22 protein-coding genes are annotated in these 24448 nt (G+C 77.2%); 11 read left to right on the top strand and 11 right to left on the bottom strand.

Annotation, left to right across the window (positions count from 1 at the left end; genetic code table 11):
• Positions 1-59: 59 nt before the first annotated feature.
• Positions 60-1142: a polyprenyl synthetase family protein gene (locus GCE86_RS16875; RefSeq protein WP_167537101.1), complete on the bottom strand. Its 1083-nt coding sequence runs from the start codon at positions 1140-1142 to the stop codon at positions 60-62.
• Between the two features lie 733 nt (positions 1143-1875).
• Between GCE86_RS16875 and metF the strand changes: the two genes are divergently transcribed.
• Both metF and GCE86_RS16865 read left to right on the top strand, forming a co-directional pair.
• Positions 1876-2793: a methylenetetrahydrofolate reductase [NAD(P)H] gene (metF, locus tag GCE86_RS16870; protein WP_154227863.1), complete on the top strand. Its 918-nt coding sequence runs from the start codon at positions 1876-1878 to the stop codon at positions 2791-2793.
• Between the two features lie 44 nt (positions 2794-2837).
• Positions 2838-3527, top strand: a complete 690-nt coding sequence (locus tag GCE86_RS16865) for a CDP-alcohol phosphatidyltransferase family protein (protein WP_154227862.1) — start codon at positions 2838-2840, stop codon at positions 3525-3527.
• 12 nt (positions 3528-3539) lie between these two features.
• Here the strand turns inward: GCE86_RS16865 and GCE86_RS16860 are convergent, their stop codons facing one another.
• The 7 genes from GCE86_RS16860 to GCE86_RS16830 are packed head-to-tail and all read right to left on the bottom strand — an operon-like array spanning position 3540 to position 9597.
• Positions 3540-5027 carry a phytoene desaturase family protein gene (locus GCE86_RS16860; protein ID WP_154227861.1) on the bottom strand — a complete coding sequence of 496 codons (1488 nt, stop codon included), beginning with the start codon at positions 5025-5027 and terminating at the stop codon, positions 3540-3542.
• Between the two features lie 11 nt (positions 5028-5038).
• Positions 5039-6166, bottom strand: coding sequence for a glycosyltransferase family 2 protein (locus GCE86_RS16855; RefSeq protein WP_154227860.1), 1128 nt, complete (start codon positions 6164-6166; stop codon positions 5039-5041).
• Positions 6163-6975 carry a carotenoid biosynthesis protein gene (locus tag GCE86_RS16850; RefSeq protein WP_154227859.1) on the bottom strand — a complete coding sequence of 271 codons (813 nt, stop codon included), beginning with the start codon at positions 6973-6975 and terminating at the stop codon, positions 6163-6165. Before GCE86_RS16850 ends, GCE86_RS16855 begins: the two co-directional genes overlap by 4 nt.
• 55 nt (positions 6976-7030) lie before the next feature.
• Positions 7031-7609: a GNAT family N-acetyltransferase gene (locus GCE86_RS16845; RefSeq protein ID WP_154227858.1), complete on the bottom strand. Its 579-nt coding sequence runs from the start codon at positions 7607-7609 to the stop codon at positions 7031-7033.
• Positions 7606-8337: a monooxygenase gene (locus GCE86_RS16840; protein WP_154227857.1), complete on the bottom strand. Its 732-nt coding sequence runs from the start codon at positions 8335-8337 to the stop codon at positions 7606-7608. The genes GCE86_RS16845 and GCE86_RS16840 overlap by 4 nt, the downstream gene beginning before the upstream one ends.
• Positions 8334-8822: a YbaK/EbsC family protein gene (locus GCE86_RS16835; protein ID WP_154227856.1), complete on the bottom strand. Its 489-nt coding sequence runs from the start codon at positions 8820-8822 to the stop codon at positions 8334-8336. The genes GCE86_RS16840 and GCE86_RS16835 overlap by 4 nt, the downstream gene beginning before the upstream one ends.
• Positions 8823-8826: 4 nt before the next feature.
• Positions 8827-9597, bottom strand: a complete 771-nt coding sequence (locus tag GCE86_RS16830) for a TetR/AcrR family transcriptional regulator (protein WP_244317000.1) — start codon at positions 9595-9597, stop codon at positions 8827-8829.
• A gap of 73 nt (positions 9598-9670) precedes the next feature.
• On the opposite strand from GCE86_RS16830, the gene GCE86_RS16825 reads away from it, so the two are divergent.
• Complete coding sequence (locus GCE86_RS16825) at positions 9671-10861, top strand: FAD-dependent monooxygenase (protein WP_154227855.1); 1191 nt, start codon at positions 9671-9673, stop codon at positions 10859-10861.
• Here the strand turns inward: GCE86_RS16825 and GCE86_RS16820 are convergent.
• Genes GCE86_RS16820 through GCE86_RS16810 form a run of 3 tightly spaced genes read right to left on the bottom strand, consistent with a single transcriptional unit; the run spans position 10843 to position 13609 of the window.
• Positions 10843-11646 carry an FAD:protein FMN transferase gene (locus GCE86_RS16820; RefSeq protein ID WP_163636847.1) on the bottom strand — a complete coding sequence of 268 codons (804 nt, stop codon included), beginning with the start codon at positions 11644-11646 and terminating at the stop codon, positions 10843-10845. The genes GCE86_RS16825 and GCE86_RS16820 overlap by 19 nt on opposite strands.
• Before the next feature lie 8 nt (positions 11647-11654).
• A complete protein-coding gene (locus GCE86_RS16815) occupies positions 11655-12182 on the bottom strand; it encodes an FMN-binding protein (protein WP_154227853.1) in 528 nt (175 codons plus the stop codon).
• 20 nt (positions 12183-12202) lie between these two features.
• A complete protein-coding gene (locus GCE86_RS16810) occupies positions 12203-13609 on the bottom strand; it encodes a ferredoxin reductase family protein (RefSeq protein WP_154227852.1) in 1407 nt (468 codons plus the stop codon).
• A 481-nt stretch (positions 13610-14090) separates the two neighbouring features.
• On the opposite strand from GCE86_RS16810, the gene GCE86_RS16805 reads away from it, so the two are divergent.
• The 8 genes from GCE86_RS16805 (at position 14091) to GCE86_RS16770 (ending at position 24346) form a co-directional block, all read left to right on the top strand.
• On the top strand, positions 14091-14585 hold the full coding sequence (locus GCE86_RS16805) for an SAV_6107 family HEPN domain-containing protein (protein ID WP_154227851.1): 495 nt from the start codon (positions 14091-14093) through the stop codon (positions 14583-14585).
• A 162-nt stretch (positions 14586-14747) separates the two neighbouring features.
• Positions 14748-15476: a hypothetical protein gene (locus GCE86_RS16800; protein ID WP_091268129.1), complete on the top strand. Its 729-nt coding sequence runs from the start codon at positions 14748-14750 to the stop codon at positions 15474-15476.
• On the top strand, positions 15473-17275 hold the full coding sequence (locus tag GCE86_RS16795; protein WP_154227850.1) for a Y-family DNA polymerase: 1803 nt from the start codon (positions 15473-15475) through the stop codon (positions 17273-17275). Before GCE86_RS16800 ends, GCE86_RS16795 begins: the two co-directional genes overlap by 4 nt.
• 186 nt (positions 17276-17461) lie before the next feature.
• On the top strand, positions 17462-20839 hold the full coding sequence (locus GCE86_RS16790) for an error-prone DNA polymerase (RefSeq protein WP_154227849.1): 3378 nt from the start codon (positions 17462-17464) through the stop codon (positions 20837-20839).
• A 98-nt stretch (positions 20840-20937) separates the two neighbouring features.
• Positions 20938-21117: a hypothetical protein gene (locus GCE86_RS16785; protein ID WP_091268414.1), complete on the top strand. Its 180-nt coding sequence runs from the start codon at positions 20938-20940 to the stop codon at positions 21115-21117.
• Positions 21118-21131: 14 nt separating this feature from the next.
• Positions 21132-21881: a methyltransferase domain-containing protein gene (locus tag GCE86_RS16780; protein ID WP_420846477.1), complete on the top strand. Its 750-nt coding sequence runs from the start codon at positions 21132-21134 to the stop codon at positions 21879-21881.
• On the top strand, positions 21878-23041 hold the full coding sequence (locus tag GCE86_RS16775; protein ID WP_154227847.1) for an alkaline phosphatase family protein: 1164 nt from the start codon (positions 21878-21880) through the stop codon (positions 23039-23041). Before GCE86_RS16780 ends, GCE86_RS16775 begins: the two co-directional genes overlap by 4 nt.
• 45 nt (positions 23042-23086) lie before the next feature.
• Positions 23087-24346 carry a DNA polymerase IV gene (locus GCE86_RS16770; protein WP_154227846.1) on the top strand — a complete coding sequence of 420 codons (1260 nt, stop codon included), beginning with the start codon at positions 23087-23089 and terminating at the stop codon, positions 24344-24346.
• The last annotated feature ends 102 nt before the right edge of the window (positions 24347-24448 follow it).

Genomic DNA, 24448 nt, shown 5'->3' with positions numbered 1-24448 from the left:
CCTCATGATCGACCGGCCGGGGGCCGGGGGCCGGGGGCCGGGCGGGCCGGGGCCGGGGGTCAGTCGGTGCGGCGGGTGGCGGCTATGGCCAGGTCGACCAGGGACTGGTGGGCCTCGGTGTCCAGGTCTACCGTCGTGAGGGCCGCCAGGGCGCTTTCCGTGAGGGCCGTGATGCGCCGCTCGGTGCGTTCCAGCGCGCCGCTCACCGTGATCAGCTCGCGCAGGCGGGCCACCCCGGCGGCGTCCAGCCCGGGGTCGCCGAGCCCGCCGAGCAGCAGGTCCCGGCCGGCGTCGTCGAGCGCCTCGAGGGCCGCGGCCACCAGGTAGGTGCGCTTGCCCTCGCGCAGGTCGTCGCCGGCCGGCTTGCCGGTGCGCTCCGGGTCCCCGAAGACCCCCAGCACGTCGTCGCGGAGCTGGAACGCCTCGCCCAGCGGCAGCCCGTACGCCGAGTAGGCCGCGTGCACCTCGGCCGGCGCGCCGGCCAGCGCGGCGCCGAGCAGCAGCGGCCGCTCGACGGTGTACTTCGCCGACTTGTAGCGGGCCACCTTGCCGGCCCGCTCCAGCGAGGTGTCGCCGGTCGCCTGGGTCAGCACGTCCAGGTACTGCCCGACGGTCACCTCGGTGCGCATCTCGTCGAAGACCGGCCGGGCCCGGGCCACCGTGTGCGGGTCCAGCCCGGCGGAGTGCAGCAGCTCGTCGGACCAGACCAGGCACAGGTCGCCCAGCAGGATGGCCGCCGCGTCGCCGAACCCGTCCGGGTCGCCGCTCCAGCCGGCCGCCCGGTGCCGGGCGGCGAACCGCCGGTGCACCGCCGGCTCACCCCGGCGGGTGTCCGAGCGGTCCATCAGGTCGTCGTGGATCAGCGCGCTGGCCTGCACGAACTCCAGTGCGGCGAGGGCGGCGACCACCTGGTCGGAGTCGACCCCGCCGGCGCCCCGGTAGCCCCAGTAGCCGAAGGCCGGGCGCAGCCGCTTACCGCCGCCCAGCACGAACGCCTCGATCGCCTCGGCCACCGGCACCAGGCCGTCGTCGAGGGTGGTCAGCCAGCCGCGCTGGCCGGCGAGGAACTCGGTGAGGGCCTTGTCGATCCGCTGGCGCAGGCCGGCGCGGTCGACGGGGGAGACGGGAGCAGCGTGGGTCACGCGCACGACGCTAGCCGGTCCCCGCCGGTCGCGCCCTCCCCCCGCCCCGGCGCGCCGTGCCCGCCGTCGGCCGGGGCCGGCCGCCGGCGCCCCCGGCCGGGGCGAGAGCGCGCCCGGCCGGGGTGACGGGGAGGTGGGGGCGGGCCGCCCCGGGCGGTCCGGCATCGCGCCGGGCCGCCGGCTCGTGGCGGTGAGCCGGGCCGGCCGCGCGCGGGAACCGGCGGGGTCGGCTGCGGCCGGCGCCACCCCGAGGCGGCGGCTGCGCGCGGCGGCCCCGGCCAGCAGCTCGCCCGGCACCCCGAGGACCACCGCGAGCCAGCCGCACCAGAAGTCGCCGGGGAGCCGCCGCTGCCGCTCCCACCGGGACACCTCGTGCCGGGTCAGGGTCGGCACGCTGGCGGCGGCGCACAGCTCGGCGGCGACCCGCTGCTGGCTCCAGCCGCGGGCGGCCCGCAGCTCGGCCAGGAGCGGCCCGAACGGGCGCGGCCCGGGTGGCGGGGGCGGGGTCATCGGTCCTCCCGAGGCGACGGCGGGCGGCGGCGCGGGCGCCCGGCGCTGCTCCGGCCGGCCCGCCGCCGATCGTGACGACCCCCGCGCGGCCCCCCGGCCGGCCACCGGCCGGCCCCACCGCGCTGCCCCCGTTCTACCCCCGGGGTACGACGCTCGGCCGCGCTCGTGCTCGCGGGCTGGGAAGATCCTGGGTCGGCCCGGGCCCGCCGGTTACAGTCGGTCCGTGGCGCTCGGTCTTCCCTCGGTCCTCCCCAACCCCCAGCCGGCCATCGGGGAGCTGATCCGTGACGGCCGGCCCACCTTCTCCTTCGAGTTCTTCCCGCCCAAGACACCGCAGGGGGAGCGCCTGCTCTGGCAGGCCATCCGCGAGCTGGAGTCGCTGCGCCCCTCGTTCGTCTCGATCACCTACGGCGCGGGCGGCTCGACCCGGGACACCACGGTCGCGGTGACCGAGCGGATCGCCACCGAGACGACCCTGCTGCCGATGGCCCACCTCACCGCGGTCGACCACTCGGTCGCCGAGCTGCGGCACGTCATCGGCCGGCTGGCCTCGGTGGGGGTGCGCAACGTGCTGGCCGTGCGCGGCGACCCGCCGGGCAACCCGGGCGGCGAGTGGATCAAGCACCCGGACGGCGTGCGGTACGCCGAGGAGCTGGTCCGGCTCGTGCGCGACGCCGGGGACTTCAGCGTCGGCGTGGCCGCCTTCCCCTACAAGCACCCGCGCTCGCCCGACGTGGCCAGCGACACCGCGCACTTCGTCCGCAAGTGCCGGGCCGGGGCCGAGTTCGCGATCACCCAGATGTTCTTCGACGCGGACGACTACCTGCGGCTGCGCGACCGGGTGGCCGCGGCCGGCTGTGACACCCCGATCCTGGCGGGGGTGATGCCGGTGACCCAGCTCGGCACCATCGAGCGGTCGGTGCAGCTCTCCGGCGCGCCCTTCCCGCCCGCCCTCGCGGAGCGGTTCGCGGCGGTGGCCGACGACCCGGAGGCGGTCCGCCGTCTCGGCATCGAGCAGGCGAGCGAGATGTGCGCGAAGCTGCTCGACGAGGGGGTGCCGGGGATCCACTTCATCACCCTCAACCGGTCCACGGCCACCCGCGAGGTCTGGCAGCGCCTGCGCGCCGACGCGCGGGTGTGACCACCCCGCCCACGACACCCGCCCCGCCCTTCTACGGTTGACCCGTGGTGGGCACACAGCTGAACTGGGACCAGTACGCGACCGCGTGGGCGCGGCTGCACGGCGGCTTCGATCCCCGGGTGGCCGCGCCGGTGGTCCGCGCCTGGCTGCGCTTCGCCTACCACGTGGGCTACATCCTGGGCCGGCTGCGCATCGGCCCGACCCCGGTGACCGTGGCCGGCGTGCTGCTCTGCCTCTGCGTACCCCTGCTGGTGGGCCGGGCCGGCGACGGGCCGTTCCTGGGCGCGCTGTTCGTGCTGCTCGCGGCGGTGGCCGACAGCGTCGACGGCGCGGTGGCGGTGGCCACCAACCGCACGACCCGGCTCGGCTACGTCTACGACTCGGTGGCCGACCGGCTCGGCGAGGCCGCCTGGCTGGTCGCGTTCTGGCTGCTCGGCGCGCCCGGCGCGCTGGTCGCCGCGGCGGGCGGCCTGTCCTGGCTGCACGAGTACGTGCGGGCCCGTGCCGTGTCGGCCGGGATGCGGGAGATCGGGGCGGTGACCGTGGGGGAGCGCCCCACCCGCGTGTGCGTGGTCCTGGTCGGGCTGGTGGTCGCCGGGCTCACCGGGCTGATCGACGCCGACCTGACCGCCGGCACCATCACCATGGCCACCACGGTCTGGGTGCTGCTGGCCGGTTTCGGCCTCGGTCAGCTGCTCTCCGCCGTCCGCCGCGCCCTCATCGACGCCGGCTGACCGCCGCCGGTCCTACCAGGCCGGGCCGATGGCATCGGCGACGATCTCCGCGGACAGGGTGACCATGGGCAGGCCGCCGCCGGGGTGGCTGGAGCCGCCGACCAGCCAGAGCCCGGCCGCCGGACCCCGGTTGGCCGGGCGGAGCAGCCCGCCCGCCGTGCCGTAGATGGCCCCGCCCGGCGCGCCGGTCGCCGCGTCCAGGTCGGCCGGGGTGCGGATCTCCCGGAACACCAGCCGGTCGCGCACGTCCACGCCCCGCTCGGCGAGCACGTCGAGGATCCGGTCGGCGTACGCCTCGGCCAGCCCCGGCCGCCGCCAGTCGACCGCGCCCGCGGCGGTGCCGTGGCGGGCCGCGTTGACCAGCACGAACCACGCCTCGTGCCCGGCGGGGCGGACCGCCGGGTCGTCGGCCACCGTGACGAAGACGGTCGGGTCCGGTGCGGGCCGGGCCCGGACGCCCCGCCCCGGGTCGCCGAAGACCGCGTCGAACTCGGCGTCGTGGTCGCGGGGGAAGAAGACGGTGTGGTGGGCCAGCCCGGAGTCGCCGCGGACGCCCAGCAGCAGCACGAAACCGGCCAGGCTGCGGTCGGTGAGCGCGGCCAGCCGGCGCGGGGTGGGCAGCAGGTCCCGGTAGACGGTCAGCGCGTCGACGTTGGCCACCACCACGTCGGCGGGGACCGGGGCGGCCGCCCCGGCCACGCGTACGCCGTGCACCCGGCCGCCGGCCGCGTCGATGCGGGTGACCGTGGCGCCGGTGCGCACCACCACGCCGAGGTCCAGGCAGCGCGACAGCAGCGCGTCGGCCAGGGTGCCCAGCCCGCCGCGCAGGTACCAGCCGCCGTACGCCAGTTCGGCGTAGGGGACGGCGACCAGGGCGGCCGGCGCCCGGCGCGGGTCGGCGCCGGTGTAGGTGGCGTAGCGGTCGAGCAGCATCCGCAGGCGCGGGTCGGACAGGTGCCGGCGGCCCAGCCCGCGCAGGCTGCGGCCCGGGCCGATGGCGGCCAGGTCGCCCAGCCGCCAGGCCAGCGCGGCCAGGTCACGCGGTGAGTCGACGGTGCGGCGCAGCACGTCCCGGTGCGAGGCCGCCCAGACCCGGCCGGCCCGCCGCCAGAGCCGCTGCCAGTCGGCCGCGGCCCGGTCGCCGAACGCCGCGCCGACGCGGGCGGTGAACTCGGCCGGGTCGGCGCAGGAGTCCAGGGTGGGGCCGCCGCCGGGGAAGACGTGCCGGACGATCGGGTCCAGCGGCACGAGGTCCAGGTACTCGTCGAGCTTCGCGCCGGTCGCCTCGAACAGGTCGTGGAACACCTGCGGCAGGGTGACCAGGCTCGGCCCGGTGTCGAAGCACCACGACCCCTCGGGGGTGTCGTGCCGGTGCCGGCCCAGCTTGCCGCCGACCGTGTCGGCCCGTTCGAGGACGGTGACCTCGTGCCCGGTGACCGCCAGCCGGGCGGCGGCGGCGAGCCCGCCCACACCGGCGCCGATGACGACGATCCGCGCCATGCCGTCCCCTCCTAGCCGACCGGGCGACCCCGCCAGGTGAGCCGGCGTCGCTTCCGCAGATGGTACGACCGGAGGGTCAGCCAACCGAGGACCACGACCGACACGGGGTGTGCCAGCGCGTCGGGCCACGCCCGCCCGCCGGTGGCCCGGGCGCTGACGGCGCGGCCCGTGACGCCGAGCAGGTAGGCGGCCAGCGCGAGCCCGGCCGGCACCGGCGCGCCCGCCACCAGGGCCCCGAGCGCGACCAGCGGGGGAGCGGTGTAGAGCAGGAGCAGCAGGGCCACCACGACCGCGGCGGCGGCCGGGTGCCCGAAGGAGGCCCAGAGCGACTTGCTGTAGCCGTCCCGCAGCTGCGGCCAGCTGTCGTACATCCGGCATTCGGCCAGCCGGGAGCCGTCGGCCAGGGCGATCCGGCCGCCGGACCGCTTCACGGCCCGGGCCAGCTCGATGTCCTCCAGGACCCGGTCCGCGACCGCCGCGTGCCCGCCGGCCCGCAGGTAGCCGGCCCGGTCGACGACCAGGAACTGCCCGCCGGCCGCCGCGAGGGACGGCCGCGGCGAGCGTTCCATGGCACGCAGCGGCAGGAAGGTCAGCCACAACCACTGCAGCAGCGGCTGCACCAGCCGGTCGGCCGCCGTCCGCACCAGGATCCGGGGGTACGGCGACAGCAGCGTCGCGCCCGCCGCGCGCAGCCCGGTCACGGCCGCGGCGACCGCGTACGGGGTGAGCACCACGTCGGCGTCGACGAAGACGAGCACGGTCGGGGCCGGGCCGGTGCGGGTGGCGAGCTGCCAGCATGCGTGCGGCTTGCCGAGCCAGCCCGGCGGCGGGGCGACCCCGGTGAGCAGGGTGACCCGGGGGTCGTCGCCGGCCACGGCGCGGACCACGTCGGCGGTGCCGTCGGTCGAGCCGTCGTCGAGCACCACGATCCGCAGCTCCGGCACGCCGTGCTGGGCGAGCAGCGCGCGCAGGCACGGGGTGACCCGGTCGGCCTCGTCGCGCAGCGGCAGCAGCACCGCCACCGCCTCGGTGACCTGGACCGGGTTGTTCCCGGGGCGGCGGAGCCAGGCGGTGGCGTTGACGACCGTGTGCGCGGTGAGCACGGCGACCGCCGCGAGCAGGACGAGCGCGGGGATCATGCCGGCGCGTCGACGCGGGGGGTCGGCTCCGCCACCCCGGGACCGGCGCGGTGCCGGCGGGCGCGTAGCAGCGTCACCGCCAGCGGCACGGCGGCCACCGCCATCCCGGCCGCGCCCCAGGCCGCCGAGGCGGGCAGACGGAGGAAGACCGCGTGCGCCAGCACGCTGGAGGCGTACGTCCACAGGTAGAGCGCGAACATCGGCGCGTCCCGGGCGTCGGTGCGGTCGACGGCCGGCCCGGCGAGCGGGCGCAGCGCGGCCGTCAGCAGCACCGCGAAGAGCAGCCAGCCGAGGTAGTTGCTGACCGGGATGCCGGGCAGGCCGGGCAGGGCCGGGGTGGCGTCCCGCCAGCGCCAGTAGCCCTCGGCCACCATCTGCGGGTCGAGGAAGAGGTCCCAGGCGGCCAGCCCGACCGCGGCCAGGGTGATCCGGGCGGGGCGGGAACGGGTGAGCCGGACCGCGGTGAGCCAGGCCGGCCAGGCCATCCAGGTCCAGGCCAGCGGGATGACCAGCGGCACCCCGGCCAGCTTCGGGCCCAGCTCGCCCGAGTAGTCGTAGCTGCCGAACGGGAAGCCGGTGGCCACGCCGAGCGCCTCGATGGCGAAGCCGCCGCCGGTGGCCACGGCGACCAGCGCGAGCGCGGTGCGCGTACCCCGGGTGAGCAGGGCGTGCCCGACGGAGAGCAACCAGCCGAGCCCGACGGTGGCCACCGTGAGGCCGGCCCGGGTCGTGCCCCCGGTGAGCGGGTAGCAGATCTGGGCCAGGACGAGCACGGCCAGCAGCGCCCAGGGCAGCCGGCCCCGGGTCACGGTGCCATCTCGGTTCGCGACTGCGGGGCTCGCAACCCCGGCTCACTCCTCGCGCTCACGGCTTTTCCGGAGCGGGGGCGCCGCCGGGGCCGGGCGGTGGCAGCGGCAGGTCCCGGCCGAGCACGCCGAACGGCCGCTCGTCGCCGGGGAAGTGGAAGTGGCGCAGGATGTCGACGAAGCCGAACCGGCGGTAGAGCCGCCAGGCCCGGGACTGCTGCTCGTCGGCCTCCGGCGTGGAGAGCAGGGTGGTGCTGCCCTCCGCCATGGTGAGCAGCGCGCGCAGCTGGCCGGCGCCCAGGCCGTGCCCCTGCGCGGGCGGGCGGACGTGCAGCTCGACCACCTCGAAGCAGTGGGTCAGCCAGCGCTGCCGGGCCTCGCCGTCCAGCGCCCGGTGCACCTGGTCGTGCCACCACTGGCCGGCGGCGCCGAGGTAGCCGTACCCGAAGCCGGCCAGGTGTCCCTCGGTGGTCAGGCTGGCGACGGCGCGGAAGCCGGGCCGGCGGACGTGGGTGGCGATGTAGCCGCGCCGGGCCTCCAGCAGGTCGGCGCGGTAGCCCATCGCCTCGCCGTAGACGGCCACCACGTCGTCCAGCCGCCGGACCAGATCGTCCGGTGTCCACCGCACCAACCTCATGCGTTCCCTCTCGCCGTTGCCGGGTCGCTCTCGGGGGCGGCCCATCCCAGCACCGTCCGGTCGCCGACCACGCCGGCCACCGCGAACCGCGCGAACAGTTCCTCCGCGTACCACCCCTCGGTGGGGGTGCGGGTGATGGCGGCCCGGTGCTCCGGGTGACGGTACGCGAACGCGACGAGGTCCGCGGCGTCGCGCCACACGCTCACCGTGCCCTGCCAGCCCAGCGGCGCCTCGCCGACGCCGAACCGGGCGAGCAGCCCGGGCGCGGCGTGCAGGGCGGCGGCGACCGGCGGGACCGCCCGCCAGAAGGTGACCGCCCGGCGGGCCCGCAGCCGGGCCCGGGTCAGCGCCAGCACCGGCCCGGCGACCCGCCCGCCGGACGGCTCACCGAACGGCCGGCGGCCGGACCACTCGCCCCGGCTGGTCAGCGGGCGCAGGTCGACCCGTACGCGCGCGCGGGCGAGCCGGGCCCAGGAGCGGCCGACCGGGGAGGCGTCGAAGGCGTCCGCCGCGGCGGGGGAGTCCCACACCACGAGGGCGGCCCACCGGGTCAGGTCGGCGTCGCCGGGGCCGAAGCCGGTGCCGGTCCCGGTACCGAGCAGCTTGGCGAACCGGACGCCGGGCAGCCGGCGCAGCCGTGCCGGGTGGGTCGCCATCCGGGCCAGTGCCCGGGGGACGGCCGTCCGGGGGATCCGCCACACGTGCAGCGTGACGAGGTCCGGAGTCACGCCACCTCGTGCGGGGTGCCGGAGGTGAGCCGCAGCAGCTCCGCCTGCGTGGTGGGGAAGACCGCCTGCGGCACGCCGCCGGCCGCCCACACCTCGTCGTACGCGGCCAGCGCGGTGTCCACGAGGGTGCGCAGCGGTTGCGGGTGGCCGACCGGGGCGACTCCGCCGATCACCTGCCCGGTGTGCCGCTTCACGAACTCCGGGGTGGCCCGGCGCAGGTGGGTGACCCCGAGGGACGCGGCCAGCCCGGCGGTGTCCACCCGGTGCGCGCCGGAGGTGAGCACCAGCAGGGGCGCGTCGTCGGCGTCGAAGACGAGCGAGTTGGCGATGGCGCCGACCTCGACGCCGAGGGCCGCGGCGGCCGCGGCGGCGGTGTGCACGGCCTCGGGCAGCAGGCGGACCTGGCTCGGGCCGCCGGAGCCGTCCCGCGCGTCCGCGTCGTCGAGGGCCCGCTGCACCGCCTGCACGTTCGGGTGTGGCTGCATGCCCTCATTCTCCCCGGGCGGCCGGGCCCTGCTCGGCCGCCCCACCCGAACGGGGGCCGGCGGCGGCGCGGGCGGCGATCAGCGCCTCGATGCCGTCGAGGATCCGGGCCAGGCCGAAGTCGAGGGCCTGGTCGGCGGCCGCCGGGTCGATGCCGCGCAGGGCGGCGTCCAGCGCCGGGAACCGGTCCTCCCGGCCGCGGACCAGGGCGCCGAAGGCGCTCTCCTGGGCCCCGCCGGGCACGCCGTCCGGCGGGGTGTGCTGGGCGAGGTTGCGGGCGTGCCCGACCAGGAGCACGGCGACGTCGAGCTGCTCGCCGCCGGTCAGGCCGGTGCCGGCGAGGGCGGCGACCACGCGCTCCAGCCAGGCCAGCTCGTTGGGGCCGGGCAGCCGGGGCCCGACGGTCGCCGCCTGGGCCCACGGGTGCCGGCGGAACCGGTCGAAGAGCTGCCGGGTCCAGTCGTCGAGCTGGGCGCGCCAGTCGGCCCCGGCCGGTGGTGGGGGCGGCGCACCGATCGCGTCCTCCAGCATGAGCGCCACGAGTTCGGCGCGGCCGGGCACGTAGCGGTAGAGCGCCATCTTGGTGACGTCCAGGGATTCGGCGACCCGCTGCATGGTCAGCCCCTCGAGGCCGTCGGCGTCGGCGACGGCGATCCCGGCACGGGCGATCGCAGCGAGGGTGAGGGTGGGGCGCGGCCCGCGCCGGGGCCCGGCCGGTGTGCCCCACAGCAGCTCGAACAGCCGGCGTTGGTCGACGCCACCGGTCTCCACGCGCACCCCTTGTCCTCGGCTCGAAACTGTGTCTAGAGTACTCTGTATCCGATGGACACAGTTTAGAACGGGGAACGAGATGCCCACTCCTCTTCGCGGCCTTCGCGTGCTCGTCTCCGGCGCCGGGGTGGCCGGCCCGGCGGCGGCCTGGTGGCTGGCCCGGAACGGCGCCGAGGTCACCGTCGTGGAGGCCGCGCCCGCGCTGCGGACCAGCGGCTTCGCGGTCGACTTCCGCGGTCCCACCCACCTGGGCGTGCTCGAGGCCATGGGCGTGCTCGACGAGTTGCGCGCGGTGCAGACCCACGCCGGCGCGATGAGCCGGGTGGACGAGCACGACCGGGAGATCTTCCGGCTGCCCGCCGAGTTCGCCGGCGGCGAGCTGGAGGTCCTCCGCCGGGACCTCTCCCGGATCCTCTACGAGCACGGCGCCGACCGGGTCGGGTACGTCTTCGGCGACCGGATCACCGCGCTCACCGAGACCGCCGACGGGATGCGGGTCGACCTGGCCCGGGGCGCCTCCCGCACGGTCGACCTGGTGATCGGCGCGGACGGGCTGCACTCCGGTGTGCGCCGGCTGGCGTTCGGGCCCGAGTCGTCGTACGTGCGGCACCTCGGCTACCACCTGGCCGGCTGGGACCTGCCCGACGACCTCGGGGCGGGCCCGGTCCCGCGGCAGTACAACGTGCCCGGCCGGATGGCCAGCGTGGCCGCCGACCAGCGGGAGCCGGGCCGGGCGGGCGCCCTCGTCGTGTTCGCCTCGCCCCCGCAGGACCACGACCGGCTCGACCTCGACCGGCAGAAGGCGTTGATCGCCGAGGCCTTCACGGGGCTGGGCTGGCACGTGCCCCGGCTGCTGGCCGGCCTGCGCGCCGCGCCCGAGCTCTACTTCGACGCCATCGCCCGGGTCAGCGTGCCCCGCTGGCACACCGGCCGGGCCGTGCTGCTCGGCGACGCGGCCTGGGGGGTGACCCTCGGCGGGATGGGGGTCGGCACCGGCCTGGTCGGGGCGTACGTGCTCGCCGGTGAACTGGCCCTGGCCGGCGGCGACCACCGGGTGGCGCTGCCCGCGTACGAGCGGCGGATGCGGACCTACGCCGGGCGCTGGCAGCGCGGCGCCAACCCCGGCCGCTTCCTCGCCCCGGCCAGCGGCTGGGGGCTGTGGCTGCGCGACCGGCTGCTGGCCGCCCGCCCGGTCCAGTCGCTGCTGGTGCGGAGCACCGGCTCGCTGGCCACCGAGGCCGGCCTGCCCGACTACGCGGCGCGGGTCTGAGCCGCCGGCCGGGAGCCGGGCCAGTCCGGCGTGGCCCGCACCCGACCGGCGGCGTCCACCAGCAGGGCCGCGTACCCGTCCAGGGTGGCCAGCCAGTCGAGCGCGTCCGCGCCGCGGGCGACGGCCGCGGTGGCGTACACGTCGGCCCAGAGCAGCTCGGGGCCGACCACGGTGACCGACCGGACGGCCCGGGCCGGGCGCCCGGCGTGCGGGTCGGTGATGTGGGCGCCGCGCCGCGCGGTGCCGGAGGTGGCGACCGCGCCGTGCGTGCGGGCGACCACGTCGAGCAGCCGCTCGGGGCGGTCCGGGTCCTCGATCCCGACCCGCCAGGCCGGCCGGCCCGGCGCGGTGCGCAGCAGCACGTCCCCGCCGGCGTTGAGGCACAGGTCGTGGCCGGGCAGCGCCAGCCGGCGCGCCGCCCGCTCCACCGCCCATCCCTTGACCAGGCCGGACGGGTCGAAGCCGGTGCCCCCGCCGGGCAGCGGCAGCCGCCGGGCGTCGAACCACCCGCCGGTGCGGACGCGGGCCTCCTCGCAGCGCTCGACCACCTCGCGCACCAGCGGATCCGCGGCGGCCGGGTCGGGCACCGCCCCGCCGAGCCGGCCCAGCGCGCTGTCCGGCCGGTACGTGCTGAACGTCGCGTCGACCTCGCGCAGCTCGGCGAAGACCCGCGCCACCCGCTCGGCCACCGCGTCACTGTGCACGTCCGGGCCGCGCAGGTGCACGCTGACCGGCAGCCCCATCACCTGCGCCACCCAGGCACGCCGGTCCGGTCCGGCGGTCACGGTCCCGCTCATCGCAGGTGCGCCGCGTCGATGGCGGACTGGAGGGACTCCCGGTAGCCGTCGCTGGTGACGGTGGCACCGGAGACGGTGTCGATCCGCGCGCTCTGCGCCGCGAGGGCCTCCTGCCGCAGGATCGGCACCGCGTAGTCGTTGATCTCCTGGTCCCGGTGGTTGCCGTCGGGCACCTGCACCGCGGTGACGTCGGTGATCTTCCCGCCGGAGACGGTGATCCGCACCTGCACCGGTCCCCACCGGGTCTGCGCCACGGCCCCGGTGGCCGTGCCGTCGCCGCTGCCCGTGCCGCCGCTGCCGGTGTCGCTGCCGCTGCTGTCGCTGCCGGTGCCGCGGTCGCCGCCGGTCGTGGAGCCCGAGCCGGTGGTGCCGCCGTCCGTGCCCCTCCAGGAGCTGCCGGCGCCGTCGGTGCCCGAGGCGATCGCGCTGCTCTCCCCGCCCGCGCCCAGGGTGCTGGTCTTGTAGCTGAACAGCAGCACCAGTGCGGCCACCGTCGAGAGCATCCAGATGGTGATCCGTCGCATGGATCGTCCTTTCCTGCCGGTCACCAGGCGAAGCGTTCCTGGTGGACGTGCGCGTCGGGGACCCCCGCCGCGCGGGTCGCGGCGCGGGCGGCGTCGACCCAGCCATCCGGTCCGCAGAGGAAGACGTCGTGCCCGGCGATGCCGGGGGAGAGCCGGCGCAGCGCCTCCGCGTCGGAAAGCCCCTCGGCGTAGGCCGGCAGCCAGGACGGGCGTGCCGCCCGGGGGCCGACCAGGTGGTGCACGACCAGCCCGCGCTCGGCGGCGAGCCGGTCCAGCTCCGCCCGGAAGGCCAGGTCGTCAGGGGTACGCGCGCGGTAGAGCAGCACCGCCTGGCCCGGCGCGTACGGCAGCTCCCAGAGCAGCGCCAGCAGCGGGGTGATGCCGACCCCGCAGGCCAGCATGGTGATCCCGCCGCCGCGCCAGCGCTCCCCGGTGAGCCGCCCGTACGGCCCCTCGACGAGCACCCGCGTGCCGGGGCGCAGGGCGGCCACCCGGGCGCTGCCGTCGCCCAGGTCCTTGACCGTGATCCGCATGAGGTCGCCGTTGGGCGGCGCGGACAGCGAGTACGGGTGGGCCCGGGACCAGCCGGGACCGTCCAGGAACCGCCAGAGCAGGAACTGCCCGGCCCGGACGGGCAGCCGGTGCAGGTGGCGCCCGCGCAGCCAGACCGAGGTGATGCCGGGCGCCTCGGGCACCACGGCGGCCACCTCGATCCGGTGCCGCAGCGAGCGCCAGGCCGGCAGCCCCAGCCGCCAGACCAGCACGCTGGCCAGCGCCAGCAGGTAGACGGTCCACCAGTAGGCCCGGGCCAACGGCGAGGCGACGAAGTCCGCGCCGGTCCAGAGCTGGTGCGGCAGGGCCAGCGCGACGCCCAGGTACGCGTACAGGTGCAGCAGGTGCCAGGACTCGTAGCGCAGCCGGCGCCGGGCCGCGCGGACCGAGGTCACCACGACCAGCACGAGCAGGGCGAGCGCCGCGGTGGCCAGCAGCATCCCGGGGTACGTGGCGACCAGGTCCCAGGTCTCGGCGAGCACCCCCCGGCGGGCGGTGCCGGCGTACCCGAGCACGGTCAGCAGCACGTGCGCCAGGAGCAGGTGGAACGAGGTGAAGCCGGTGAGCCGGTGCCAGCGGGCGATCCGGTCCTGGCCGAAGCGCCGCTCGATCAGCGGCACCCGGGCCATGAGCACCACCTGGACGAGCATCAGGTCGGCGCTGACCAGGCCGGCGAGCCGGCCGAGCGAGGTGAGGCCGGTGGCCACGCCGCCCAGCAGCTCCTGCACGCCGCGGTCGGCGGTCCAGAGCGCGGTGACCACCAGCAGGCTGAGCACCGCGGCGCTGCCGGCCACGTCGGCCCACCAGGCCGGGGCCGCGGGCCGGGCCCGGCGCGGGATCCGCCGTCCGGCGACGGCGGTATGGCTGACGTTCATGCCGTCAACCCTGGAGCCCGGAGTTCGGCGGCTCCTTTGTCGAGGCTGTGCGCCCCCTGAGAGTTGACCGGCCGGCGTTCGGCACGCCGGTGCGTCACACGTTGCATTTTCGTCGGAGGGGAGGTGTACTGTCAGAGCAGTTAGAACGAGTGTTCGATTCGGTCGTACGCTCGTTCCAACGTCCGGGAGCGGTGTTTCGCGGCTCCGGCTCCCGGGAGGTGCGGTTCCGCGGACCGCACCGGGCTCCGGACAGTCGCGAGTCCGGACCCGTCAAGGCAGGATCGTCGCCCGCCGCCCACGACCCCCGGGCGGCGGGCGACGGACCCGCCGGTACGCCGGCCGGGTGTGGTGTGGGGAAGCATCCACACCCGGCCGGCCCCCACCTGGTGCGTCTTCCTCCGCACCGCCCGTTCCGGGCGTCCCCGGGCGACGGCTCCCCGTCGCGCGGCCGCCCCGCCCCGGCCCACGCGGAGGAGAGACCATGTCGACCAGTCCGGCCCAGGCGCCCACGGTGCCCGCGCACGTGCTGCCGCACCGCACCCCCGCTCAACTGCTCGTGGTGGCCCGCCACGGGCTGGCCGAGGCCGCCCGGACCCGCCCCGACGGCCTCCGGTACGCCGCCGCCCACCTCGCCGCGCTGCGCGCCGCCGCCGCCCTGCTCGCCGCCCGCGCCCGCCCCGCACCCACCCGGCGCAACCGGATCACCAGCGTCTGGGTGCTGCTCGCCGCCGTCGCCCCCGAGCTGGACGAGTGGGCCGCCTACTTCGCCGCCGGGGCCAGCAAGCGGGCCGCCGCCGAGGCCGGCATCCCCCGGGTGGTCACCGCCCGGGAGGCCGACGACCTGCTCCGCGCCGCCGAGGAGTTCGTCACCGTGGTGGAGACCGCGCTCGGCCTGGCCCACCAACCGGCGCTCGACGGGCTGCACCGGCTCGGCGGGGCCGACGCCGCGCCGCGTCCCGGAGCAGCCGCCGCCTGAGTCGTGGCGCCCGGCCACCACCGGCGGGACCCCGGGTGGCCGGGCGCCACTCCCGGCGGCGGACACACCCGCCGGGCCGCTGAACGCGTCCCGCACCGCACGATCCACAGCACCATCCACGGGCCGGCGCCCGTGGTGAACACACGACGGGGGGTTGGTCCGATGGCGGGCCGCATGGTGGTCGGTTCCGCCGCCCTGGCCGAACTGGTACGCCCGGCCAGCGCGCCCGACCCGGCGGGCGGCCACCGGGTGCTCCCCGTCCGGCCCGAGCTGACCGGGCTGCTGCCCAACCGGGGGCTGCGGCGCGGCAGCACCATCGCGGTCGGCGCCGGCCAGCCCCGGCGCAGCGGCGCCACCTCCCTGATCCTCGCCCTGCTCGCCGAGGCGTCCCGGGCCGGCTCGTGGTGCGCCGTGGTCGGCGTGCCCACCTTCGGGGCGGGCGCGGCGGCCGAGGCCGGCATCGCCCTGGACCGGCTCGCCCTGGTGCCGAACCCCGGGCCGGAGTGGCCCACCGTCGTCGCCGCGCTCATCGACGGGGTCGACGTGGTGGTCACCGCCGTGCCGGCCACGGTCTCCGCCTCGGTCGCCACCCGGCTGGCCGCCCGGGCCCGGCAGCGCGGCAGCGTGCTCGTCCCGTACGGGCGGTGGGACGGCGCGGACGTGACGCTCCAGGTGGTCCGCGGGGTCTGGGAGGGGCTCGGGGCGGGCCGGGGCCGGCTGCGCCGCCGGGAGGTGACCGTCTCGGCCCGCGGCCGGGGCGCGGCCGCCCGCCCCAAGGAGATCAAGGTCTGGCTGCCCGGCGACGAGCTGACCCGGGTGATCCCCCGGTCGACCGGTGCCGGCGCCGTCCGCGCCGCCGTCCGCCGGCTCACCGTGGTCGGGTCGGCATGAGCGGTGCGCCGGCGCGGACCCTGCTGCTCTGGTGCCCGGACTGGCCGGTCCTCGCCGCCGAGATCGTCGACGGGGTGCCGGCCACCGACCCGGTCGTGGTGCTGCACGCCAACCGGGTGGTCGCCTGCTCCGAGCGGGCGCGGGCCGAGGGCGTCCGCCGGGGCCTGCGTCGGCGCGAGGCGCAGGGGCGCTGCCCCCAGCTCACCGTCGTCGACCACGACCCCGCCCGGGACGCCCGCGCGTTCGAGCCGGTGGTGGCCGCCGTCGAGGAGGTGGTCGCCGGGGTCGAGGTGATCCGTCCCGGGGCCTGCGCCCTGGCCGCCCGGGGCCCCAGCCGCTACCTCGGCGGCGAGGAGGCGGCGGCCGAGCGGATCGTCGAGCACGTCGCACAGACCTGCGCGGTGGAGAGCCAGGTCGGCATCGCCGACGGGGTCTTCGCCGCCGGGCTGGCCGCCCGGGACGGGCGCATCGTGCCGCCCGGCGGGACCCCGGAGTTCCTGGCCGGCCTGCCCGTCGAGGCGCTCGGCCGGCCCACCCTGACCGACCTGCTGCGCCGGCTGGGCGTACGCACCCTCGGCGACTTCGCCGCGCTGCCCCCCGGCGACGTGCTGGCCCGGTTCGGCTTCGACGGGGCGCTGGCCCACCGGCTCGCCGCCGGCCGGGACCACCGGCCGCTCGCGGTCCGGCAGCCACCCGCCGACCTGACCGTCACCGCCGACCACGACGAGCCGATCGACCGGGTGGACGCCGCGGCGTTCGCCGCCCGCACGCTGGCCGAGCAGTTGCACGAGCGGCTCGCCGCGCACGGGCTGGCCTGCACCCGGCTCGGCATCGAGGCGGTCACCGCGCACGGCCAGGAGCTGCACCGGGTCTGGCGGCACGACGGCCTGCTCACCGCCGCGGCCATCGCCGACCGGGTCCGCTGGCAGCTCGACGGCTGGCTCTCCGGCAGCAACGGCCGGGGCGGCGCCCGCCCGGCCCGCCCGACCGCCGGGATCATCCGGCTGCGGCTGGTGCCGGACGGGGTGCTCGCCCAGGCCGGCCTGCAACCCGGCCTGTGGGGGGAGACCGGCGAGGAGCGGGAACGGGCGCACCGCGCGTTGAGCCGGGTACAGGGCATCCTCGGCCCCGAGGCGGTGGTCACCGCCGTGCTCGGCGGCGGGCGCTCCCCGGCCGACCAGGTGCGCCTGGTTCCGTGGGGCGACGAGCGCCTGCCCACCCGCCCCGGCCCGCCACCCCTGCCGGCCGCCGAGCCGTCCCGACCGACCGAGCCTGCCCGCCCGACCGAGCCTGCCCGCCCGACCGAGCCTGCCCGCCCGACCGAGCCTGCCCGCCCGACCGAGCTGGCGGCACCGGCCGGGCAGGCCGGCGTGGTCCGTGCCGGTGTGGTGGCGCAGCCCGCCGGGGCCGGTGCGGTGGCGCGGCCCGGCCGGCGCGGCGGGGCGGCGCGCTCGGGCGGGGCGGCGCCGGTGCCACCGTGGCCGGGGCGGATCCCACCGCCGGCACCGGCCGTGGTGCTGCCCAGCCCGTTGCCGGCCGAGGTGCACGACGCGACGGGGGCGCCGGTGCTGGTGAGCGCCCGGCTGGCGGTCAGCGCGGCACCGGCCCGGTTGACGGTGGGCACCGGCCGGCCGGCCGACATCTCCGGCTGGGCCGGCCCGTGGCCGGTGGACGAGCGCTGGTGGGCGCCGGCCGAGGCGCGCCGCCGCGCCCGGTTCCAGGTCTGCCTGGCCGACGGCGCCGCCCTGCTGCTCGCCGTCGAGGGCGGGCAGTGGCTGGTGGAGGCGATCTATGACTGAGCGGCATCTCCCGACCCCGTGGTGTGCCGCCGTGCCGCGCCGGCCTTCACCCGACAGAGCGCACGAACGTGATGGCGCGGACGGATCGCCGTGCCCCGCCGCCTTCGGAGATCTTGGAAGTTCGTGGCCCACCCGGGGGCCGAAAGCTTCCAAGATCTCGGCGGACCAAGGGTGGGGGAGTGCGGGATGAGCTTCCACAACCCGAAGATGCCGTGGTCGGAGCTGGAGCAGGTGCTCTCCGGGCGGCCCGGCGGGCGGTCCGGCAAGGGCCGCCCCAAGGGTGAGCGGCACCTGCACGTGGTGGACCCGCTCGCGGTCGACGCCGACGGCGGCGACTCCCCGGCGTGGAGCCGCAAGCGGCAGGAGTACGCGCCGCCCGAGCTGCCCCGCCCCAACGACGCGGTGCCCTACGCGGAGCTGCACGCGCACTCCAACTTCAGCTTCCTCGACGGCGCCAGCCACCCCGAGGAGCTGGCCGAGGAGGCCGCCCGGCTGGGGCTCACCGCGCTCGCCGTCACCGACCACGACGGCTTCTACGGCGTGGTGCGCTTCGCCGAGGCGGCCCGCGCGCTGCACCTGCCGACGGTCTTCGGCGCGGAGCTCTCCCTGGGGCTGCCCGGCCCGCAGAACGGCGAGCCGGACCCGTACGGCGCGCACCTGCTGGTGCTGGCCCACGGCCACGAGGGGTACGCCCGGCTCGCCGCCACCATCGCCCGGGCCCAGCTGCGCGGCGGCGAGAAGGGCCGCCCGGTCTACGGCGAGCTGGAGGAGGTCGCCGCCGAACTGAAAGACCACGTGCTGGTGCTCACCGGCTGCCGCAAGGGGCACGTGCCCGCCGCGCTGCTCACCGAGGGCGTCGACGCGGCGGCCCGGGAGCTGGACCGGCTCACCGCGCTCTTCGGCGCCGAGACGGTGGCGGTGGAGCTGACCGACCACGGCCACCCGCTCGACGCCGACCGCAACGACGCCCTCGCCGAGCTGGCCGCCGCGGCCGGGCTGCCCACGGTGGCCACCAACAACGTGCACTACGCCACCCCGGGGCGGCGCCGGTTGGCCACCACGGTGGCGGCGGTGCGGGCCCGGCGCAGCCTGGACGAGATCGACGGCTGGCTGCCCGCCGCCGCCACCGCCCACCTGCGCAGCGGCGCGGAGATGGCGGCGCGGTTCGCCGCGTACCCGGGTGCGGTGGCCCGCGCCGCCGAGTTCGGCGCGGAACTCGCCTTCGACCTGCAACTGGTCGCGCCGCAGCTGCCGGCGTACCCGGTGCCGCCGGGGCACACCGAGATGAGCTGGCTGCGCCACCTCACCATGGCCGGCGCCCGGGAGCGCTACGGCCCGCCCGAGGCGCACCCGGAGGCGTACGCGCAGCTGGAGCACGAGCTGCGGATGATCGACGACCTGGGCTTCCCGGGCTACTTCCTGGTGGTCTACGACATCGTCGCGTTCTGCCGCGAGCAGGACATCTACTGCCAGGGCCGGGGCTCGGCGGCCAACTCGGCGGTCTGCTACGCGCTGCGGATCACCAACGTGGACGCGGTGCGGCACCGGCTGCTCTTCGAGCGGTTCCTCGCCCCGGAGCGGGACGGCCCGCCGGACATCGACGTGGACATCGAGTCCGACCGCCGGGAGGAGGTGATCCAGCACGTCTACGCCCGGTACGGCCGGGAGCACACCGCCCAGGTCGCCAACGTCATCTCCTACCGGCCGCGGTCGGCGGTGCGGGACGTGGCGAAGGCGTTCGGGTTCTCGCCCGGGCAGCAGGACGCCTGGAGCAAGCAGATCGACCGCTGGGGCTCGGTCGCGGCGGTCGACGTCGAGGACATCCCCGAGCAGGTGGTGGCGTACGCCAACGAGCTGCAGACCTTCCCCCGGCACCTGGGCATCCACTCCGGCGGCATGGTGATCTGCGACCGGCCGGTGATCGAGGTCTGCCCGGTGGAGTGGGGGCGGATGCCCGGCCGCAGCGTGCTCCAGTGGGACAAGGACGACTGCGCCGCCGTCGGCCTGGTCAAGTTCGACCTGCTCGGCCTCGGCATGCTCTCCGCGCTGCACTACGGCTACGACCTGATCGGGATGAGCCTGGACCTGGGCGACATGACCCTGGACGACCCCGAGGTCTACGACATGCTCTGCCGGGCCGACTCGGTCGGGGTGTTCCAGGTGGAGAGCCGCGCCCAGATGGCCACCCTGCCCCGGCTCAAGCCCCGCGAGTTCTACGACCTGGTGGTGGAGGTGGCGCTGATCCGGCCCGGCCCCATCCAGGGCGGCTCGGTGCACCCGTACATCCGGCGCAAGAACGGCCAGGAGCCGGTGACCTTCGCGCACCCGCTGATGCGCAACGCGCTGGAGAAGACCCTCGGCGTGCCGCTGTTCCAGGAACAGCTCATGCAGCTCGCCATCGACCTGGCCGGCTTCGACGCGGCCGGGGCCGACCAGCTGCGCCGGGCCATGGGGGCGAAGCGCTCGGTGGAGCGGATGGCGCAGATCGCCGACCGGCTCTACGCCGGGATGGCCGAGCGGGGCATCACGGGCGAGCTGGCCGACGACGTCTACCGCAAGCTCACCGCCTTCGCCAGCTACGGCTTCCCGGAGAGCCACGCCATGAGCTTCGCCTACCTGGTGTACGCCAGCTCCTGGCTGAAGCGCTACCACCCCGGCCCGTTCCTGGCCGCGCTGCTCAACGCCCAGCCGATGGGCTTCTACTCGCCGCAGACCCTGGTCGACGACGCCCGCCGGCACGGCGTCGAGGTCCGCCGGCCGGACCTCAACGCCAGCGGCGCCAAGGCGGTGCTGGAGTCCACCCCGGAGACCCGGTGGGGGAGCCAGCCGGGGGAGCCGCCGCACGCCTGGGGGCTGGGCGGCCCGGCGGTCCGGCTGGGGCTGGGCAGCGTGCGTACCCTCGGCGACGACGTGGCCGAGCGGATCGAGGCGGAGCGGACGGCCCACGGGCCGTACCGGGACATGCCGGACCTGGCCCGCCGGGTCGGGCTGACCGCGGCGCAGCTGGAGGCGCTGGCCACCGCGGACGCCTTCGCCTGCTTCGGGCTGACCCGCCGGCAGGCCCTCTGGGCCGCCGGCGCGGCGGCCCAGGACCGGCCGGGCCGGCTGCCCGGCACGGTGACCGGCACGGCCCCGCCCACCCTGCCCGGGATGGAGGCGGTGGACCGGCTGGTCGCCGACGTCTGGGCCACCGGCCTGTCCCCGGAGAGCCACCCGGCCCGGTTCATCCGGGACCGGCTGGACGCCCTGGGGGCGGTGCCGATCGCCCGGCTCGGCCGGGTGGAGCCCGGGCAGCGGATCCGGGTCGGCGGGATCGTCACCCACCGGCAGCGCCCGGCGACCGCCGGCGGGGTCACCTTCCTCAACCTGGAGGACGAGACCGGCATGCTCAATGTCACTTGCTCCCCGGGGCTCTGGCAGCGCTACCGTCGAATCGCCCGCACCAGCGGCGCGCTGGTGGTGCGGGGCCGGTTGCAGCGGCACGAGGGCGTCACGAGCCTCACCGCGGACCGGCTGGACGCGATCGAGCCGCCCGTCACGCCGGCGTCCCGGGATTTCCGTTGAGCTTAGTGATCCACATTACGGTTTCCCGGCCCCGGAGGCGGGAGACTCCCGGCACGGGTTGGGCAGAGTGGCCCACCCGGGTATGGGGGATGAACCAGATGACCTTTCACAGCACGTACCCCGGTGGCGTGGCGAACGCCCGACGGACCCGGCTGGGCGCCGGTTGGGCGCCCACCCACGAGGTGGAGCCGCGGGAATACCAGGTGACCGACGGGCCGGTGGCCAACGCCCAGCGCTCCCGCGCCGAGGAGGACCCGGCCGGCGGTGGCGAGTCCTGACCTGAGGGCCGGGGGTGACTAGGCTCGGCGGCGTGGAGCTGACCCGAACCCTCACCCCCCGCACCGCCGTGATCTGGGCGGTGCTCCGGGCCGAGCTGGACCGGCGGGCCGGTGAACGGCTCACCGTGCTCGACGTCGGCGGCGGGACGGGCGGCTTCGCCGTCCCGCTCGCCGAGGCCGGCCACCGCGTCACCGTGGTCGACGCCAGCCCCGACGCGCTCGCCGCGCTGACCCGCCGGGCCGCCGAGGCCGGGGTCGCCGAGCGGGTACGCGCCGTGCAGGGCGACGGCGACGCGCTCGCGGGGCTGGTCGAGCCGGCAACGGCCGACCTGGTGCTCTGCCACTCGGTGCTGGAGGTCGTGGACGATCCCGCTCCGGTGGTCGCCGCGCTGGCCGCGGCCCTGCGCCCCGGTGGCGCGGCCAGCGTGCTGGTCGCCGGCCGGGCCGCCGCCGTGCTGGCCCGGGCCGTGAACGGCCACCTGGACGTGGCGGCCACGCTCGCCGCCGACCCGGCCGGCACCGCCGGCCCCCGGGACACCCTGCGCCGCCGCTACGACGCCGACGGCGCCACCGCGCTGCTCGCCGCCGCCGGGCTCACCGTCGAGGAGATCCACGGGGTACGCGTGCTCGCCGACCTGCTCCCGGCCGCCGTGGCGGACGGCCAGCCGGCCGCCCTGGTCGAGCTGGAACGGGCCCTGGCCGCCCGGCCGCCGTACCGCGACCTCGCCGCCCAGCTGCACCTGTTCGCCCGCCGCCCGGCATGACCGGCCCCGCGGTGGGTCCGCTCGACCGGGTCGCGCCCCGCTACGGCGGCGGCAGCCTGGCCGACGTGCTGCCCAGCGCGCTCGCGCTGCTCGGCGTGCCCGGCGCCGCCGACCTGCTCGACCTGACGCCCCGGCTGGCCGGGGTGCGCCGGGTCGCCGTGCTGCTGGTCGACGGGCTCGGCTGGTACCAGATCCCCACCGCCGCCCCGTACGCGCCGACCCTCGCGGGGCTCGCCGCCACGGTCGGCGTCCCGCTCACCGCCGGCTTCCCCTCCACCACCCCGACCAGTCTGGTCAGCCTCGGCACCGGCACCCCGTCCGGCGCGCACGGCGTGCTCGGCTTCACCGTCCGGGTGCCCGGCACCGACCGGGTGCTCAACCACGTCGACTGGGCCGGTGACCCCGAGCCGTTCGCCTGGCAGCCGGTCCCGACCTGGTACGAGCGCGCTCGCGCCGCCGGTGTGGCGGTCACTGTGGTCAGCCGCCCCGAGTTCGCCGGCAGCGGCCTCACCCTGGCTGCCAACCGGGGCGGCGACTACCGGGGCGCGGCCGGCGCCGACCCGCTCGCCGAGCGGATGCTCGCCGCCCTGGCCGCCGGTCCGGGGCCGACCCTGGTCTCCGGCTACCACCCCGACCTGGACCGGCACGGGCACCTCACCGGCGTGGACTCGGCGCCCTGGCGGCTGGCCGCCGCCGAGGTGGACCGGCTGCTCGCCCGGCTGGTCGACGGGCTGCCGCCGGACGCCGCCCTGCTGGTCACCGCCGACCACGGGCAGCTGAACGTGCCCGACGGGCACCGGATCGACCTGGACACCGACCCCCGGCTGCGGGCCGGTGTCCGGGTGGTGGCCGGCGAGCCCCGGGTCCGCTACCTGCACGTCGAGCCGGGCGCCACCGCCGACGTGGTGGCCGCCTGGTCGGCTGTGCTGGACGGCGCGGCCCGGGTGCTGACCCGGGAGGAGGCGGTGGCCACCGGCTGGTTCGGGCCGGTGCCGGAGGCGCACCTGGGCCGGATCGGCGACGTGATGGTGGTCTGCCGCGACACGTACGCCGTGGTCGCCACCCGCTCGGAGCCGCCGATGGCGTCGCGGCTGGTGGCGTACCACGGCGCGGACACCGCGGCCGAGATGACGATCCCGCTGCTGGTCGTCCGCGGCTGACCCGCTCCGGGCGGGATTGTCGGACCGGGCGGCTAACCTGCGGGGATGGGCCGCAGCCAGTCGTTGCCCCGGGGCGGTGATCCGCGCTTCGGGCCGGACGCCGACGACACCGGCTGCCCGATCCTGCACGTCGACATGGACGCGTTCTTCGCCTCGGTGGAGGTGCGCCGCCGCCCCGAGCTGCGCGGCCAGCCGGTGGTGGTGGGCGGCATCGGCCCGCGCGGGGTGGTCAGCTCGGCCAGCTACGAGGCCCGCCGCTTCGGCGTCCGCAGCGCCATGCCCACGGCCCGGGCCCGGGCGCTCTGCCCGCACGCGGTCTACCTGCCACCGGACTTCACGCAGTACTCGGCCGCCTCCCGGGCGGTGATGCGCATCTTCCGTGACGTCACCCCGCTCGTGGAGCCGCTCTCGCTGGACGAGGCGTTCCTCGACGTGGCCGGGGCCCGGCGGCTCTTCGGCACCCCCACCGAGATCGCCCGGCTGATCCGCCGCCGGGTGGCCGAGGAGCAGGAGCTGACCTGCTCGGTCGGGGTGGCGCCGAGCAAGTTCGTGGCCAAGCTCGGCTCGACCCGGGCCAAGCCCGACGGCCTGCTCGTGGTGCCCGCCGCCCGGGTGCTGGAGTTCCTGCACCCGCTGCCGGTGGGTGCGCTGTGGGGGGTGGGGGAGCGTTCCGCCGAGGCGCTGCAACGGCTCGGCCTGCGCACCGTGGGCGACCTGGCCGAGGCGCCGCCGGGCCTGCTCCGCCGGGCGGTGGGCGAGGCGTCCGCCGCCCACCTGCACGAGCTGGCCTGGGGGCGGGACCCGCGCCGGGTGACCCCGGAGCACGTGGAGAAGTCGATCGGCGCCGAGGTCACCTTCGACACCGACGTCAGCGACCCGGCGGAGATCCGGCGCGCGCTGCTCGCTCTCGCCGAGAAGGCCGGCGCCCGGCTGCGCGCGGCGGGGCAGGTCGGGCGCACCGTGTCGCTCAAGGTGCGGTTGGCCGACTTCCGCACGGTCAGCCGCTCCCGCACGCTGGGTGTGCCCACCGACACCGCCCGGGAGATGTTCGACACGGCCTGGGCGCTCTGGACCGCCCTGGCCCCCGGCGAGCCGGTCCGCCTCGTCGGGGTCCGGATGGAGGGGCTGGCCGCGGCGGAGGAGACGCCGCAGCAGCTCACCCTGGGCGCGCCCGAGCGCGGATGGCGGGAGGCGGAGGCTGCCGCGGACGCCGCGGCCGCCCGATTCGGGCGTTCCGTCATAGGTCCGGCCAGTCTTCTCGGGAAGCGTGATCCCCGGCGAGTGGAAAAACCGACCCGGCCGTAGGTCGTCCCGCTTTCCGACGCGCGAGCCCCCTCGTAGACTTGCGGGTAAGCAGCCGGTTGGCTGCCACGGTCTGTCGGCCCGTCCGGGCCGACCAACGTGACC

Origin of the sequence: Micromonospora terminaliae (genome assembly GCF_009671205.1) — a bacterium.
Classification (GTDB): Bacteria; Actinomycetota; Actinomycetes; order Mycobacteriales; family Micromonosporaceae; genus Micromonospora; species Micromonospora terminaliae.
The sequence above is the reverse complement of the archived record's forward strand: the minus strand, read 5'-3'. Positions and strand labels throughout refer to the sequence as shown.

Coding starts and splice junctions, on each gene's coding strand:
- GCE86_RS16860 (WP_154227861.1), bottom strand. CDS start 5,027: ATGGCGCGGATCGTCGTCATCGGCGCCGGTGTGGGCGGGCTCGCCGCC.
- GCE86_RS16855 (WP_154227860.1), bottom strand. CDS start 6,166: ATGATCCCCGCGCTCGTCCTGCTCGCGGCGGTCGCCGTGCTCACCGCG.
- GCE86_RS16845 (WP_154227858.1), bottom strand. CDS start 7,609: ATGAGGTTGGTGCGGTGGACACCGGACGATCTGGTCCGGCGGCTGGAC.
- GCE86_RS16835 (WP_154227856.1), bottom strand. CDS start 8,822: ATGCAGCCACACCCGAACGTGCAGGCGGTGCAGCGGGCCCTCGACGAC.
- GCE86_RS16825 (WP_154227855.1), top strand. CDS start 9,671: ATGCCCACTCCTCTTCGCGGCCTTCGCGTGCTCGTCTCCGGCGCCGGG.
- GCE86_RS16815 (WP_154227853.1), bottom strand. CDS start 12,182: ATGCGACGGATCACCATCTGGATGCTCTCGACGGTGGCCGCACTGGTG.
- GCE86_RS16810 (WP_154227852.1), bottom strand. CDS start 13,609: ATGAACGTCAGCCATACCGCCGTCGCCGGACGGCGGATCCCGCGCCGG.
- GCE86_RS16805 (WP_154227851.1), top strand. CDS start 14,091: ATGTCGACCAGTCCGGCCCAGGCGCCCACGGTGCCCGCGCACGTGCTG.
- GCE86_RS16800 (WP_091268129.1), top strand. CDS start 14,748: ATGGCGGGCCGCATGGTGGTCGGTTCCGCCGCCCTGGCCGAACTGGTA.
- GCE86_RS16795 (WP_154227850.1), top strand. CDS start 15,473: ATGAGCGGTGCGCCGGCGCGGACCCTGCTGCTCTGGTGCCCGGACTGG.
- GCE86_RS16790 (WP_154227849.1), top strand. CDS start 17,462: ATGAGCTTCCACAACCCGAAGATGCCGTGGTCGGAGCTGGAGCAGGTG.
- GCE86_RS16785 (WP_091268414.1), top strand. CDS start 20,938: ATGACCTTTCACAGCACGTACCCCGGTGGCGTGGCGAACGCCCGACGG.
- GCE86_RS16775 (WP_154227847.1), top strand. CDS start 21,878: ATGACCGGCCCCGCGGTGGGTCCGCTCGACCGGGTCGCGCCCCGCTAC.
- GCE86_RS16770 (WP_154227846.1), top strand. CDS start 23,087: ATGGGCCGCAGCCAGTCGTTGCCCCGGGGCGGTGATCCGCGCTTCGGG.